18 protein-coding genes are annotated in these 14864 nt (G+C 65.9%); 12 read left to right on the top strand and 6 right to left on the bottom strand.

What is annotated here, in order from left to right:
* Positions 1 to 250 precede the first annotated feature (250 nt).
* The 8 genes from hpaD to ACN4F8_RS09735 all read left to right on the top strand — a co-directional run bounded on the left by hpaD (position 251) and on the right by ACN4F8_RS09735 (position 6867).
* Positions 251 to 1174 (top strand): 3,4-dihydroxyphenylacetate 2,3-dioxygenase, encoded by a 924-nt coding sequence (hpaD, locus tag ACN4F8_RS09770; protein ID WP_419473405.1) that lies wholly within the window; start codon positions 251 to 253, stop codon positions 1172 to 1174.
* Positions 1175 to 1181: 7 nt separating this feature from the next.
* Positions 1182 to 1628 (top strand): 5-carboxymethyl-2-hydroxymuconate isomerase, encoded by a 447-nt coding sequence (locus ACN4F8_RS09765; protein WP_419473404.1) that lies wholly within the window; start codon positions 1182 to 1184, stop codon positions 1626 to 1628.
* A gap of 3 nt (positions 1629 to 1631) precedes the next feature.
* On the top strand, positions 1632 to 2459 hold the full coding sequence (gene hpaH / locus ACN4F8_RS09760) for a 2-oxo-hept-4-ene-1,7-dioate hydratase (protein ID WP_419473403.1): 828 nt from the start codon (positions 1632 to 1634) through the stop codon (positions 2457 to 2459).
* Between the two features lie 8 nt (positions 2460 to 2467).
* Positions 2468 to 3295: an aldolase/citrate lyase family protein gene (locus tag ACN4F8_RS09755; protein ID WP_419473402.1), complete on the top strand. Its 828-nt coding sequence runs from the start codon at positions 2468 to 2470 to the stop codon at positions 3293 to 3295.
* A 10-nt stretch (positions 3296 to 3305) separates the two neighbouring features.
* Positions 3306 to 4100 carry a class II aldolase/adducin family protein gene (locus ACN4F8_RS09750; RefSeq protein WP_419473401.1) on the top strand — a complete coding sequence of 265 codons (795 nt, stop codon included), beginning with the start codon at positions 3306 to 3308 and terminating at the stop codon, positions 4098 to 4100.
* Between the two features lie 4 nt (positions 4101 to 4104).
* On the top strand, positions 4105 to 5106 hold the full coding sequence (locus tag ACN4F8_RS09745; RefSeq protein ID WP_419473400.1) for a 2-dehydropantoate 2-reductase: 1002 nt from the start codon (positions 4105 to 4107) through the stop codon (positions 5104 to 5106).
* A 139-nt stretch (positions 5107 to 5245) separates the two neighbouring features.
* On the top strand, positions 5246 to 5539 hold the full coding sequence (locus tag ACN4F8_RS09740) for a helix-turn-helix domain-containing protein (protein ID WP_419473399.1): 294 nt from the start codon (positions 5246 to 5248) through the stop codon (positions 5537 to 5539).
* Positions 5536 to 6867: a HipA domain-containing protein gene (locus ACN4F8_RS09735; protein WP_419473398.1), complete on the top strand. Its 1332-nt coding sequence runs from the start codon at positions 5536 to 5538 to the stop codon at positions 6865 to 6867. Before ACN4F8_RS09740 ends, ACN4F8_RS09735 begins: the two co-directional genes overlap by 4 nt.
* A 13-nt stretch (positions 6868 to 6880) precedes the next feature.
* Here the strand turns inward: ACN4F8_RS09735 and ACN4F8_RS09730 are convergent, their stop codons facing one another.
* The 3 genes from ACN4F8_RS09730 to ACN4F8_RS09720 are packed head-to-tail and all read right to left on the bottom strand — an operon-like array spanning position 6881 to position 8795.
* Complete coding sequence (locus tag ACN4F8_RS09730) at positions 6881 to 7501, bottom strand: MarC family protein (protein ID WP_419473397.1); 621 nt, start codon at positions 7499 to 7501, stop codon at positions 6881 to 6883.
* A 50-nt stretch (positions 7502 to 7551) separates the two neighbouring features.
* Positions 7552 to 8034 carry a MaoC family dehydratase gene (locus tag ACN4F8_RS09725; RefSeq protein WP_419473396.1) on the bottom strand — a complete coding sequence of 161 codons (483 nt, stop codon included), beginning with the start codon at positions 8032 to 8034 and terminating at the stop codon, positions 7552 to 7554.
* 2 nt (positions 8035 to 8036) lie between these two features.
* Positions 8037 to 8795 (bottom strand): SDR family oxidoreductase, encoded by a 759-nt coding sequence (locus tag ACN4F8_RS09720; RefSeq protein WP_419473395.1) that lies wholly within the window; start codon positions 8793 to 8795, stop codon positions 8037 to 8039.
* A gap of 86 nt (positions 8796 to 8881) precedes the next feature.
* Between ACN4F8_RS09720 and ACN4F8_RS09715 the strand changes: the two genes are divergently transcribed.
* The 3 genes from ACN4F8_RS09715 to ACN4F8_RS09705 are packed head-to-tail and all read left to right on the top strand — an operon-like array spanning position 8882 to position 11107.
* A complete protein-coding gene (locus tag ACN4F8_RS09715) occupies positions 8882 to 9481 on the top strand; it encodes a 2-hydroxychromene-2-carboxylate isomerase (RefSeq protein WP_419473394.1) in 600 nt (199 codons plus the stop codon).
* Positions 9482 to 9508: 27 nt separating this feature from the next.
* Positions 9509 to 10198, top strand: coding sequence for a dienelactone hydrolase family protein (locus ACN4F8_RS09710; protein WP_419473393.1), 690 nt, complete (start codon positions 9509 to 9511; stop codon positions 10196 to 10198).
* Between the two features lie 6 nt (positions 10199 to 10204).
* Positions 10205 to 11107 carry an amidohydrolase gene (locus ACN4F8_RS09705; RefSeq protein WP_419473392.1) on the top strand — a complete coding sequence of 301 codons (903 nt, stop codon included), beginning with the start codon at positions 10205 to 10207 and terminating at the stop codon, positions 11105 to 11107.
* A gap of 7 nt (positions 11108 to 11114) precedes the next feature.
* On the opposite strand, the gene ACN4F8_RS09700 is transcribed toward ACN4F8_RS09705, so the two are convergent.
* Positions 11115 to 12224, bottom strand: a complete 1110-nt coding sequence (locus ACN4F8_RS09700) for a magnesium transporter CorA family protein (protein WP_419473391.1) — start codon at positions 12222 to 12224, stop codon at positions 11115 to 11117.
* Positions 12225 to 12235: 11 nt separating this feature from the next.
* Entirely contained in the window at positions 12236 to 13237 is a 1002-nt protein-coding gene (gene hemB, locus ACN4F8_RS09695; RefSeq protein WP_419473390.1) for a porphobilinogen synthase, read from the bottom strand.
* 218 nt (positions 13238 to 13455) lie between these two features.
* Between hemB and ACN4F8_RS09690 the strand changes: the two genes are divergently transcribed.
* Positions 13456 to 14580 (top strand): hypothetical protein, encoded by a 1125-nt coding sequence (locus ACN4F8_RS09690; RefSeq protein WP_419473389.1) that lies wholly within the window; start codon positions 13456 to 13458, stop codon positions 14578 to 14580.
* 51 nt (positions 14581 to 14631) lie between these two features.
* Here the strand turns inward: ACN4F8_RS09690 and ACN4F8_RS09685 are convergent.
* Positions 14632 to 14864 (bottom strand): hypothetical protein (locus ACN4F8_RS09685; protein WP_419473388.1); only part of this gene is annotated, 233 nt, incomplete at its 5' end.

The raw sequence follows: 14864 nt of genomic DNA, 5'->3' as shown, positions 1-14864 counted from the left end.
GATTGTCCCCGGGGGCCTTTGGCCCCCCCTCCTTGATTTCGCTGCGGTGTACACCCCACGCCCTCATGCCACTGCGGACCGCGCATGCGGACGAACGAGCGCCAAAGCGCCACTTCAGATCGAGAAGGTCGGGCGCTCTGCGCAGCGAAATCAAGGAGGAGGGGCCAAAGGCCCCGGGGGACATTCGCGGAGGTGGGCACCCCAAGCCCTCATGCCACGGAGCAAACAACCAACAGCGGAGGAACAAGACATGGGACACCTAGCACTCGTGGCCAAAGTCACCCACGTCCCCTCGATGTACTTGAGTGAACTCGACGGCCCCAGAAAAGGCACGAGACAGGACGCCATCGACGGCCACCAGGAGATCAGCCGCCGCTGCCGCGAACTCGGTGTGGACACCATCGTCGTCTTCGACACCCACTGGCTCGTCAACGCCAGCTACCACCTCAACTGCGCGCCGCACTTTGAAGGCCGCTACACCAGCAACGAACTGCCGCACTTCATCAGCAACCTGCCGTTCGAGATCCCGGGCAACCCCGCGCTCGGGCAACTGCTTGCGAAGGTCTGCAACGAACACGGCGTGGAAACGCTGGCCCACGACGCCACCACCCTCGGCCCCGAGTACGGGACGCTGGTGCCCATGCGCTACATGAACGCCGACCAGCACTTCAAGGCCATCTCGGTCTCCGCGCTGTGCCAGGCCCATTACCTCAACGACAGCGTGCGCCTGGGCTGGGCCATGCGGCGCGCGGTGGAAGACCACTACGACGGCACCGTCGCGTTTCTCGCCAGCGGCTCGCTCAGCCACCGCTTTGCACAGAACGGCCTAGCACCCGACTACGCCTTCAAAATCTGGAGCCCCTTCCTCGAAACCCTCGACCGCCGCGTGGTGCAGATGTGGGAGCAGGGCGAGTGGAAAGCCTTCTGCGAGATGCTGCCCGAGTACGCCGCCAAGGGCCACGGTGAAGGCTTCATGCACGACACCGCGATGATGCTGGGTGCGCTCGGCTGGAGCGACTACGACGGCCAGGCCGAAGTCATCACGCCCTACTTCGGCGCCTCCGGTACCGGCCAGATCAACGCCGTCTTCCCCGTCACGCCGCAGACCGGCGCCGCCATTCCCGCCGCGCAGGCCTCGGCCGCGAAGGGCTTTCAATCCGTCTCCCGACTCTGACCTCACCATGCCCCACCTCGTCGTCCTCTACACCCCCAACCTTGACCAACCCGAATCGGAAGGCGGCATCGACATGAGCCGCCTCTGCCGTGCGTTGTGTGACGCCATGCTCTCTGTGCGCGACGAGGCGGACAAACAGGTGTTCCCCACCGGCGGCACGCGCGTGCTCGCCTACCCCGCCGCGCACAGCGCCATCGCCGACGGTGGCTCGGCCGGTGAAGCCGCCGGCCTGGGCCGCGACTACGCGTTTGTCTACATGAACGTGCGCATGGCCAAGGGCCGCAGCGCACTCACGCACCAGCGCGTGGGCGATGCCTTGCAGGCCTGCGTCAAAGCCAACTTTGCGGCGCAGCTCACCGCGCGCCCCATCGGCATCACCGTGCAGGTGGACGAGGGCCACGAGGTGTTCGATGCCAAGAACAGCTCCATCCACCCGCTGTTCAACCGGGGTTGAGACGTGTTTGACGACACCCTCATCCAGCAACTCGCGGCCGAGCTTGAGCACTCGGAAAAAAGTCGCGTGCCGCTGGAACAGTTCTCCAAACGCTTCCCCGGCATGACCATTGAAGACGGCTACCGCGTTGGCCGCGCCTGGGTCGCGCTGCAAGTGGCCGGCGGCAACCCGGTCATCGGTCACAAGATCGGCCTCACCAGCCGCGCCATGCAGATGGCCAGCCAGATCGACGAGCCGGACTTCGGCACCTTGCTGCAGAGCATGTTGTTCACCGCGTCGGCCGGCCAGGTGCTGGCCATTCCCGCCAGCCGTTTCATCGCGCCGCGCGTGGAGGTCGAACTCGCCTTCGTGCTCAAGGCGCCGCTTGAAGGCACAGGCGTGACGGTGGCCGATGTGCTCAACGCCACCGAGTACGTGACCCCCGCCATCGAGATCATCGACGCGCGCATCGAGCAGTTCGACCGCCATACCAAGGCCATGCGCAAGGTGTTCGACACCATCAGCGACAACGCGGCCAACGCCGGCATCGTGCTGGGCACGGGCGACGACCGCTACCGCGCCGACCCGCTCACCACCGACCTGCCGTGGTGCGGCGCCGTGCTCAGGCAAAACGGCGTGGTGGAAGAAACCGGTCTGGCTGCGGGCGTGCAGGGCCACCCCGCCATCGGCATCGCCTGGCTCGCGCACAAGCTGGCGCCTTGGGGTGAGTCGCTCAAGCCAGGCCAGATCGTTCTCGCCGGTTCGTTCACACGGCCGGTGGCCGCCAAGGCAGGGGACCTGTTCGAGGCCGACTACGGCCTGCTGGGTTGCCTGCATTTCAAGTTCGTTTGATCCCCACCATGCACACCCCCATCAACACCTTCAAACAAGCACTCGCCGCCGGCACACCGCAGATCGGCCTGTGGGCCGCGTTGGCCAGCGCCTACAGCACCGAACTGCTGGCCGGCATCGGCTTTGAGTGGCTGCTGATCGATGGCGAACACGCGCCCAACGATGTGCGAAACACGCTGGCTCAGCTGCAGGCCGTGGCCAGCGCACAGCATGCGTTTGGCGACGCGCGCTCGCACGCCATCGTGCGCGTGCCGGTGGGCACGGGCGATGTGGGCGTGGCCCTCATCAAGCAGTACCTCGACATCGGCGCGCAGACCCTGCTGGTGCCCATGATCGACACCGCCGCGCAAGCCGAGCTGGTGGTGAAGGCCACGCGCTACGCACCCGCCGGCATCCGCGGCATGGGCAGCGCTCTGGCCCGCGCTTCGCGCTGGCAGGCGCACGCGCGCTACGTTCACGAGGCCAACGACCAGGTGTGCGTGCTGGTGCAGGCCGAAACCGTGGAGGCCATGAAGAACCTCGACGCGATCGCTGCCACGCCGGGGGTGGACGGTGTGTTCATCGGTCCGGCCGACCTTAGTGCTTCCATGGGTCACCCGGGCAACGCCGCGCACCCCGAGGTGCAGGCGGTCATTGCGGACGGCGTCCAACGCATCCGCGCCGCCGGCAAGGCGCCCGGCATCCTGGCCACCAGCGAAGCCGTTGCGAAGCAGTGGATGGTCGCCGGCGCGCTGTTTGTGGCGGTGGGGGCCGACACCATGCTGCTGGCCTCCGGCGCCTCGCAATTGCTCGCGCAGTTCAAAGGCCCGGTGGCCACTGGCGCCAACACCTACTGAAGGAGACCCCATGAACGCCACGCTCAGCGCCACCACCGTGTTGCCGGCCGGCATGCACCCCGATGAGTGGGCCGCGCGCCTGGAGCTGGCCGCGTGCTACCGCGTGTTCGCCATGCTGGGCTGGACCGAGATGATCTACAACCACATCACGCTGCGTCTGCCCGATGCGGTGGCGGGTGGCGAGAAGCAATTCCTCATCAATCCCTTCGGTCTGCACTACAGCGAAGTGACCGCGAGCAACCTCGTGAAGATCAACCTCAAAGGCGAGGTGCTGGATGGCTCCACCCACCGCGTCAACCCGGCCGGCTTCATGGTGCACGCCGCCATCCACGATGCGATCGAGGGTGCGCACTGCGTGATGCACACCCACACGACTGCCGGCGTGGCCGTAGCCTGCCTCAAAGACGGCTTGCAGCAGACCAACTTCTACACCGCACAGCTGCACGGCATGCTCGCGTACCACGACTTCGAGGGCATCACCATCCACGCCGACGAAGCGCCGCGCCTGCTCCAAAGTATCGGCGACAAGCCTGCCGTGATCCTGCGCAACCACGGCCTGCTGGCCTGGGGCGCCACCGTGCCACAGACCTTTGCCATTCTGTGGACGCTGCAGCGCGCCTGCGAAATCCAGCTCGCCACGTTCAGCATGGGCGGGGCCGCTGCGGCGATTCCGGTGCCTGAAGAAATTGCTGCGAGATGCACACGCGACGCACTGCAGTTCAGCCCCGACCACGGCGCAGGCCGTGACGTGTTCGACGCGCTGGTCCGGCAGGTGAACCGCCTGGACAGCAGCTACCTGGAGTGAAAGCGTGACCCATCCGGATTTCCAGCGCGTGGCCATCGTGGGCGCCGGCGCCATCGGCGGCTGGCTGGGTGTGCTGCTCTCGCACACCGGCTGCATCGTCAGCGCGCTGGCCCGGGGCGAGACGCTCGCCACGCTGCAGCGCGAGGGCCTGCAACTGCACGAGAACGGGCGCCTCATCGGCGCGCCCGTGGAAGCGTCCAGCAGCGCGGTGGCGCTGGGCGTTCAAGACCTGGTGATCGTGGCGGTGAAGGCACCTGCGCTGGCCGAGGTGGCGCGCAGCATTGCGCCGCTGATCGGTCGCCACACCGTGGTACTCACCGCCATGAACGGGGTGCCGTGGTGGTTCTTCAACGGCTTTGGTGGTGAGCGCGCTGGCACCCGGCTGCAATCGGTGGACCCCAGCGGCACGATCGACCGCGCCATTCCCGCGCGCAACGTGATCGGCGGTGTGGTGCACGCCAGTTGTTCGGTGGATGCGCCCGGCGTCATCCGCCACCACTTCGGCAACGGCCTGATCGTCGGCGAGCCCTCGGGCGAAGCCAGCGAGCGCGTGGCCGCCCTGGCCGCCCTGCTGCAGCGCGCCGGGCTCAACGCCAGTGTGTCGCCGCAGATCCAGAAAGACGTCTGGTACAAGCTTTGGGGCAACATGACGGTCAACCCCGTGAGCGCACTCACAGGCGCCACCACCGACCACATCATGGGCGACGAACTCGTGCGCGATTTCATCAGCCGCGTGATGCTGGAAGCCAAAGACATCGGCGCCAGGATCGGCATCCCGATCGACCAACAACCCGAAGACCGCCACGCCGTCACGCTCAAGCTCGGCGCGTTCAAGACCTCGATGCTGCAGGACGTGCAGGCAAAAAAACCGGTGGAACTCGACGCGCTGGTGACCGTGGTGCGCGAACTCGGCCAGCTCACCGGCGTGGCCACGCCGTTCACCGACGCGCTGCTGGGTCTGTCGCGCCTGCAGGCGCAGACGCTGGGGCTGTATCCGGGTCAATAGCCGGTCGAATCGAACAGATCAATTCGATTCTCGGGGTTTGAACGTCTTCTGCGATGAATTCGATGGGATCTCATCGATTTCTTGACCGGCTGCGTTTCTACAGCCAAAATCGATTCGTTCCAATCGATTCAAAGCCACGATGCAACTCCCCATCCGCTCCGTCTCCGACCTCGGCCTGGCCGTCCGCGCCGTGCGCAAGCAACAAGGTTTGCGGCAGGACGACACCGCAGGCGGTGCCGGCGTGGGTCATGTCTTCCTGCGCGATGTCGAGCGAGGCAAGGAGACCGTGCAGCTCGGTCTGGTGCTGAAGGTGCTCGATGAGTTGGGCATCCAGCTGAACATCGACATTCCGGCAGAGGCCTTGGATCGCCTCAACGGGCTTCGTGAGAAGGGCATGAAACCCCTGCCAGGGCGTGGAAAGACGGGCGCATGAGCGCCGAGCGCAGCCTCACTGTTTCCACCAACGGCCGTGTGATCGGCTCGCTGCTGGAACAGGACGGCATCTGGACGTGGGTCTACGAAGACAGCTGGCTCCAGGCCCCGGACGCGTTCCCGCTCTCGCCATCGCTGCCCCTGTCGGCCCAGCACATGCGCGACGGCTCCACGCATCGCACGGTGCAGTGGTACTTCGACAACCTGCTGCCCGAGGAGCAGATGCGCGAGCTGCTCAGCCAGGAGCAAAACGTCGGTGCCAGTGACGCCTTTGGCCTGCTGGAACGGCTCGGCGCGGAGTCGGCCGGCTCTCTGGTGTTGTTGCCCCCAGGCGGTCCGGAACCCGAGCGGGGCGATCAGGCGCTGACCCTTGAGGAGCTTTCAGCGCGGATTCAGAACTTGCCGCGGGCCTCTCTCACATCCAGGTCGCCCAAACGCATGTCGCTGGCCGGTGCCCAGCACAAGATGGTGGTCCTGTTCAATCCCGAGACCGGCGAGTTGCGCGAGCCTTTGAGGGCCAGCGCTTCTTCGCACATCCTCAAGCCCAACAGCCGCTCCGAGCAGTACCCGCATTCGGTCGTCAACGAAACCTTCACCATGCGCCTGGCGCGCCAGTTGGGCCTGAACGTGCCCGTGGTGCATCGCCTGTACCTGCCCGAGCCGGTGTACATCGTCGAGCGCTTCGACCGTGCCTGGGACGCTGAAGCGAAGACGTGGGCGCGCAAGCACGCCATCGATGCCTGTCAGTTGCTGGACCAGCCTGCGGTCTTCAAATACAGCAACGCCAACCTGGACACGCTCACCCGCCTCATCACCCTGTGCCGCTCGAAGGCGGCGGCGCGCATGGCGGTGTTCAGGTGGCTGCTCTTCAACACCTTGGTGGGCAACTCCGACAGCCACCTCAAGAACATCTCGTTCCTCGTGAGCCACGAGGGTGTGCAGATCGCACCGTTTTACGACCTGCTGTGCACCGCCGTGTACCACGCCCGCATGTACGCGGGCGATCACGCGATCTGGCCGGACGAGCCGCTGGCGATTCCCATCGTGGATGCTGCCGTGTTTGGCGACGTGACGCGCGACAAGCTGGTCAAGACCGGCGTGGCGCTGGGCCTGGCGCCTGCTGCGGCGACCCGTGAGGTGGCGAAGATGGTCCAGCAAATGCCGTTGGCTGCAGACGCGCTTCTGAGTGCGATGGAGCGCGAGTTCGAGGCATTCAAGGTGGTGTCGACCCAGCCAGAAACCATGCGCACCATTCAGGGCGCAGAAGCCCATCTGTTGCGCGGGGTGCGAAAACTCGTGATCGCCGACATGCTCAAGCGCGTGGCTTGAGTGCTGTCTGCATTCAACCCAGCAGAGCTGGAAACAGCTTCACCAGCCCGGTGGCCATCACCTCCACCGACAAGGCCGCCAGGATCAGCCCCATCAACCGCGTCATCACGTTGATGCCGGTCTGGCCGAGAAAACGCGCGATGGGCTCGGCCAGCGTGAAGCAGATGGCGGTGGCCAGCGCGATCACCACGCCGTAGCCCACCAGCGCGGCGTGCTGAAAAAAGGTCTTGGCCTGGTCGGCGTAGATCACCACGGTGGACATGGTGGCCGGGCCGGTGAGCAGCGGAATGGTGAGCGGCACCACGGCGATCGAGGCGCGGGCCGAGGCGTCGTTCACCTCCAGCTCGTTGGTCTTGGCCTCGGCCGGCTGCGCGTTGAGCATGGACAGCGCCGAGGTCAGCAGCAGCATGCCGCCGCCGACCTGAAAGCTGGCGAGCGAGATGCTGAAGAACTCCAGGATCTGCAGGCCGATGATGGCGCAGGTGGCGATCACCGCGAAGGCACTGATGGACGAAATCATCACCGTGCGCCGGCGTTGTTTGCGGCTGAAGCCCTGCGTGTAGTGGATGAAAAAAGGCACGATCGCCAACGGGTTGACGATGGCCAGCAGGGTGATGAGCGGCTTGAAATCCATGCTGGATTGTGGCCCAGCCCCGCCCGTTTGACCTGGACTTGTCGAAGCGTTCAGGCGCCGGGTTCTGCGGGCTGGCCCGGCTCACGGCGGCGGAACATGCCATAACCCTCCATGAACAACACCTTGTCCCCACGCTGGTTGAACATTTCCCAGCTGGTGCGCACCAGGCCCACGTCCAGGCGCTTGCTCATGGGGCGTTTTTCCAGAATGGTGTGCTGCAGGCGCAGCGTGTCCCCCGGAAACACCGGCTTGAGCCATTTCAGGCTCTCCAGGCCGGGCGAACCCAGGCTGGAGCTTTCGCTCAGGAAGTTCGTCACCATCAGCCGCATGGCCATGGCGCAGGTGTGCCAGCCGCTGGCGCTCAGCGCACCGAACACCGAGGCCTTGGCGGCGTCGTGGTCCAGGTGAAACGGCTGCGGGTCGAACTGGCGCGCGAAGGCGATCGTTTCTTCTTCTGTGGGGGTGATGGTGCCGAGGTCGCGGGTTTCGCCGACTTGCAGGTCTTCCCACCAGTACTTGATTTCAGGGGTCATCGCTAGCGTCCTCCAGACACGTCCAACAAACTCATGGTGGTGTAACTCGCCGCGCTGGAGAGCAGCCACACGATGGGCTGTGCCACCTCGTCGGCCGTGCCGCCGCGCTGCATGGGCACCAGGTGCTGCAGATCGCGCACCCGGGTGGGCAAACCGCCCGAGGCGTGGATCTCGGTCTCGATCAGCCCCGGGCGCACCGCGTTCACGCGGATGCCCTCTGCCGCCACCTCCTTGGCCAGACCGATGGTGAAGGCGTCGATGGCGCCCTTGGCCGCCGCGTAGTCCACGTACTGCCCGGGAGAGCCCAGGCGCGACGCCGCGCTGGACACGTTGACGATGGCGCCACCTTCACCGCCGTGCCTGGTGCTCATGCGGCGCACCGCTTCGCGCGCGCACAGCATCGAGCCGATCACGTTGATGTCGAACATGCGGCGCCAGCGCGCCACGCTCATCTCGTCGACCCGCGCGCTCACATCGACCACGCCGGCGTTGTTCACCAGCCCGGTGAGGCGGCCGAGCTTGGCGTCGATCTTCTGGAACATGGCCAGTACCTGGGCTTCGTCCGCCACGTCGGCCTGCACCGTGATCGCCGTGCCGCCGAGCTCACGGATGCCGCGCACGACCTCGTCCGCGGCCAGCGAATTCGCGGTGTAGTTCACCGCCACCGCCCAGCCATGGGATGCCGCCAGCCGCACGGTGGCCGCACCAATGCCGCGCCCGCCGCCGGTGACCAGGAGCACCCGACCACTCGCCTTGTCCATAACCTGTCTCCTGCAGAAAGTGGTGGCATCGCGTACAACACGGGCTCGCCATCCGACCAGCATTACAACAGCGTGAGGAGACCACCATGCGTCACACAGTCGACTACTTCCTCGCCCCGCAAAGCCCCTGGACCTACCTGGGCCACGAACGTTTTGCCGCCCTGGTGCGCGAGACCGGCTCAGCGGTGCGCGTGCGGCCCATGGACCTGGGCAAGATTTTTCCGCTCTCGGGCGGCTTGCCGCTGCCCAAGCGCGCACCGCAGCGCCAGGCCTACCGCCTGCTGGAGCTGCGCCGCTTCAGCGAAGCGCTCGGTGTGCCGCTGAACCCCGAACCGCGTTTCTTTCCGGTGGCGGGTGATCCGGCCGCGCGCCTGATCACCGCAGTGGCCATGCTCGATGGCGCGGATGCCGCCATGAAACTGACCGGTGCGGTGACCACCGCCGTGTGGGCGCAGGAGCGCGACATCGCGTCCATGGACGTGCTGGCTGAGTTGCTCGCAGAATGCGGCCTGAACGCTGCGCGTCTGGTGCAATCGCAGCAGCCCGATGTGCAGGCGCGTTACGACGAGCAGACCCAGGCCGCGATCGACGCCAGTGTGTTTGGCGCACCGAGTTATGTGATCGGCGGTGAACTGTTCTGGGGCCAGGACCGGCTCGACTTCGTGGCGCGCAAGCTGCGCGCCTGATTTTTCAACCAACAACAGGAGCACTCCATGGGACACATGATCGAACTCAAGTCCGCCGACGGCACCACCTTTCCCGCCTACGTGGCAGGGCCCGCCGGCAACCCCAAGGCCAAGGGCGGCGTGGTCGTGCTGCAGGAAATCTTCGGCGTGAACTCGCACATCCGCGCGGTGGCCGACGGTTATGCGGCCGATGGCTACTTCGTGGTCGCACCCGCCACCTTCCACCGCGTGCAGCCCGGTGTGGAGCTGGGCTACACCGAGGCCGACATGGGCACCGGTTTCGGATTCAAGACCGCTGTTGAAGGCCTGCCCGCGCCCGGCGTGATGGCCGACATCCAGGCCGCCATCGACCACGCGTCGCAGGCCGGCAAGGTCGGCATCGTGGGCTACTGCTGGGGCGGTCTGCTCACCTGGCGCTCGGCGTGCTCACTCAAAGGCCTCTCGGCCGCCGTGCCGTACTACGGCGGTGGCATGACGGCAGCCGCCGATGCGGCCCGCACACCGACCGTGCCGGTGATGGCCCACTTCGGCGACCAGGACCACTGGATTCCGATGGACACCGTGGAGGTTTTCAAGAAGGCCCAGCCCGCCGTGGCGGTGCACGTGTACGCAGCCAACCACGGCTTCAACTGCGACCAGCGCGGCTCCTACAACGAAGCCGCCGCCAAGCTGGCGCGCGAGCGCACGTTGGCCTTCTTCGCCAAGCACGTCGACTGAACGGCCATGCGACGTGCCGGCCTGCTCAGTGGTCTGATGGCGGTGTGCACGGCCGCCGCAGCGGCCGACTACAGCGGCCCGCTGTTTGACGCGCACCTGCACTACAACGACGAGGCCTGCACCCACGACACGCCGGCCCCGGGTTGCCCGCACCCCATCGCCGACGTGCTGGAGCGCATGCAAAAGAGCGGTGTGCGCGCCATCGTCGCCAACTCGCGGCCCAACGATGGCACCAAGGCCCTGGCCACGGCGCGCGAACAGACGCGCAAGGCCGGTGTCACCGTGGTGCCCTTCGTGCGCCTCTACCGCAACCGCGCCGACTACAGCAACTGGTTCCGCGACCCCACCATCGTGGACATGGTGAACACCGAGCTGGCGCGCGGCACACCCGCCGGGCCTTACCGTGGCCTGGGTGAATTTCACCTCTACGACAGCGCAAACGCCAACGGCCCGGTGGCCCAACAACTGATGGCGATGGCCGAAGAGAAGGATCTCGCCATCCTGGCGCATGTGGACGATGTGGCGATTGATTTGCTGATGGCCAACACGCCGTCCAAGGGCCAGAAGATGCGGCTGATCTGGGCGCACACGGGCATTGGCGGCACGCCAGCTTCGCGGGTGGACGCGTTGTTCGCGCGTTACCCGAAGCTGATGGGTGAACTCTCCTACCGCCCGGGTCTGGCCTGCGCCGACGGCCAGCTCTGCCCCGAATGGCGCACGCTGCTGCTCAAGTACCCCGACCGTTTCATGATCGGCTCCGACACCTGGGTCAACCAGCGCTGGCAGTACTACGGCGAACTCATGCAGGGTTACCGCACCTGGCTTGGCGGCCTGCCGGCCGATGTGGCTCGGCGCGTCGCCTGGGACAACGGCGCAAAGCTGTTTGGTGTGGCCACGCCGCCACCCTGAAGGGGTCTCAGCGGGCCGTGCGCGCCAGGTAGCGCTTGCGCCAGAACACCACGCCCAGCACCGCGGCGGTGAGCGCCATGGAGCCCATGGCCCACCAGAAACCGCTCTTCAGGTGGGTCAGCGGGATGAACTCGAAGTTCATGCCGAAGATGCCGGCGATCAGGTTCAGCGGCAGGAAGATCGCGGTGAGCGCCGTGAGCGTGCGCATGATGTCGTTGGTGCGGTTGCTCTGCGCCGAGAAGTGCATCTGCACCGCGGTTTCGGCGTTCTGCTCCAGCCGGCGCACGTGGTGCACCACGCGCTCGATGTGTTCGAGCACGTCGCGCGAGCGCACCTTGAGCAGCTCCAGCCCGCGCTGGCCGCCGTTGTGCTCGTTGGGCTCCCAGGCGTTCAGGGCCTCGATCCAGTCCTGGATCGCCGAGCGCTGGTCTTCGCAGATCTCGTCGAGGTGGTGCAGCGAGATGCGCGCATCCAGCAGCGATCCCCAGTTGTTGAAGCGAGCGCGCGGGCTCAGCAGTTCGCCTTGCCAGTGGTCGAGCTGGCGCGTGAGTTCGCGCCGCAAGTCCAGGTAACCGTCCACCATCTGGTTGACGATGCGCAGCATCAGGTCGGCCGGGCTGGGCGGCAGCGCAATGCCGGCGGCGCGCGAGGCCGCGGTGGTGGCCGTCATGAGCCGCGTGGCGTAGTGGTCCAGCACCTGGCAACCCGCGGGGTGGATGGTGAGCAGCACCCGGTCGAACACCGCGAACCCGACCGGACTGGTGTCGATGCGCCGCAGCACCGGCGGTCCGCCGCGTTTGAGGGCTTGGGTCAACACCGCGCCGGGGTGCGCCAGGTCGGTTTCGCTGTGGCCTGTGCTGAGGCGGCGGAACACCAGGATGTCGTACTGCGAGGTGTAGTCGTAGTGCGAAGGCAACTGGTTGTTGAGCAGGTCGGAGATGTGCAGGTCCACCAGCGTCATGCCCGTCATCACTTGCAGGGTGGATTGCACCGCGCCTTGCTCCAGCTCGAATTCGCGCCGCCCGCAGGCGATCCACACATAGCCCTTGGCGGGCAGCACCATGGGCAGGCTCGTGGACTCGCTCACCGAGCCCGGCAGGACGTGGAACACGCGCATGGTGTGGAGGCTCAGCCGCGCAGCAGGCGGGCTGCGTCGCGCGCGAAGTAGGTGAGCACACCGTCGGCGCCGGCGCGCTTGAAGGCCAGCAGGCTCTCCATCATCACCGCGTCGTGGTCCAGCCAGCCGTTGATGGCAGCGGCCTTGAGCATGGCGTACTCGCCGCTCACCTGGTAGGCGAAGGTGGGCACGGCGAACTCGTCTTTCACCCGCCGCACGATGTCCAGGTAAGGCATGCCGGGCTTGACCATCACCATGTCGGCGCCCTCGGCCAGGTCCAGTGCCACCTCCCGCAGGGCCTCATTGGAATTGCCCGGGTCCATCTGGTAGACCTTCTTGTCGGCCTTGCCCAGGTTGGCGGCCGAGCCCACCGCGTCGCGGAACGGGCCGTAAAAGGCGCTGGCGTACTTGGCGCTGTAGGCCATGATCTTCGTGTGCACCAGACCATGGGCTTCGAGCGCCGCGCGGATGGCGCCGATGCGCCCGTCCATCATGTCGCTGGGCGCCACCATGTCCACACCCGCCTGCGCCTGCGTCACCGCCTGCTTCACCAGAATTTCCACCGTCGGGTCGTTCAGGATGTAGTTGTGCTCGTCGAGCAGACCGTCCTGGCCGTGGCTGGTGTAGGGGTCCAGCGCCACGTCGGTCATCACGCCGAGTTGGGGGAAGCGCTTCTTCAATTCGCGCACCACGCGCGGCACCAGGCCGTCGGGGTTCAGCGCTTCCAGGCCGTCCGGTGTCTTCAGCGACTGGTCGATCACCGGGAACAGCGCCATCACCGGGATGCCCAGCGCCACGCAGTCCTCGGCCACCGGCAGCAGCAGGTCCAGGCTCAGCCGCTCCACGCCCGGCATGGAACCCACCGCTTCGCGCCGACCCGCGCCGTCCAGCACGAACACCGGGTAGATCAGATCGGCTGGCGTCAGCCGGTGCTCGCGCACCAGATCGCGGGTGAACGGGTCCCGGCGCAGGCGGCGGGGGCGGCTGAGGGGGTAGGGGGCGGGGTTGTGCATCGGCCTATTGTGGCAAACGCAAACCCGTTGCGTGTGTCGCCCCAGTCCCCGAGCCGTGTCCGGGTGTGGGCTGGAGCGGGCCGAAAGTCCGCAGCATTGTGTTGAACTCCACAGTAAGAAGAAATGATTGATGCCTGCCGCCGGTTGGCGTCAATCCAATGGTGATAATTTTGGGGCTCAGCCCCTGCGGCCCTCTGGGCGGCTTCAATCCACCGATCATGCTTTCAGTCAAAAAGAACATTGCCAGCGCGCCTGTCGCCGCCAAGCCAGGCGCCAAAGCCGACCTGCCCTGGTCGCTGGACGAGCACTGGCCCGCGCTGGTGGCCGGCCTGGCCGACCAGATCACCGAAGGCATCAGCGCGCTTCAAAACAGCATCGATCTCTTGCTGGCCAAGGAGCGCATCACGCGCCTGGAGCACCGGGCGCTGAGCATTCCCACCGAGCGCCTGAAGGTGGCCGGGGTCAGTGCGCAGCAGATCAACCGCTTCTACGGTGGCCGCATTCGCCAGTCGCACGAAAAGGTCGACATGGCGCAGCTGGTCGAGGGCATCCTGCAAGAGCGCAAGAACGAACTCGGTGTGCTCGGCATCGAGTTGCGCCGCAAGCTCAAGTCGGTCGAGGTGCTGGTGGACCCCACGGTGGCTTACACCTTTGTCAACGCGGTGCTCGACTGGGGACTGCCCTTCGGCAACCGCATCGACGTGCGCATGGACATGAACGCGTGGCCCAAGCACGCACGCCTGCAGGTTCGCGTCTCCAACGACGGCCTGCCGCCCTCCAGCACCGCCATGATGGACAGCCTGAGCTGGGTGCTCATCCGCCAGATCGCGCAGACGGCCGGTGGCATCGAGATCGACCGCGAGACCACCGACGATGGTGTGAACTTCACCGCCATGTTCACGCGCACCGTTCAGGCCGTGGACGGTATTTCCGCCGTGGAGCTCTCCGATGACCATTCGTCGATGTTCAAGTCGCTCTCGGGCATCTATGTGCTGACGATTTCGCCCACCCTGCAGATCCGTGCCGACGTGCGCGACGCCCTGCGTGAGATCGGTGTCATGTCCGACAGCGTGGTCGACTTCGAGCAGGCGCGCCAGGCGGTGCGCAGCCGCATGCCCAACCTGATCGTGGTGGATGCAGAAATCAAGGGCGATGAGTTTGATCTGTTTCGCCGCGAACTGCTGCGCGAAGTCTTCGAGTTCCCGTTTGTCGAGATTTCTCCAGACGACAGCTCGTTCGACATGTCGGGTTTTGGTGAGTTGTCCATGGCCAAGGTCGGGCGCGGCAACATCCGCGAAGCGCTGGGCACGGCGGTCATGTTCGAGCTGGCCAAGATGATGTAGTCGGCTGTCCCTACAGCATCTTTTCACGGTTTCAATGTCAAAGTTGACAGGTCAAAGTTGGATATCCGATTTGATTGGTGTACCATTTCGGCGGGCTGCCGCAAGGCGGCTCCCCGCTTTTCCTCCCTGAGCGGGTGCCTTATGTGTGACAGCAAAAAGGCTTCCCAACCCGGCCCAACTGGCCGGGTTTTTTTTGGTGCGCCCGGCACGGGCGCTCTCTCGGAGGTGCAAGTCCTCCCGTAAGTTGATCACAGCGAACGAAGCGAAGCGCAACTGCATGAGGG

This window comes from Hydrogenophaga sp. (assembly GCF_048549895.1).
In the GTDB taxonomy this organism is placed as follows: Bacteria; Pseudomonadota; Gammaproteobacteria; order Burkholderiales; family Burkholderiaceae_C; genus Hydrogenophaga.
The sequence above is the reverse complement of the archived record's forward strand: the minus strand, read 5'-3'. Positions and strand labels throughout refer to the sequence as shown.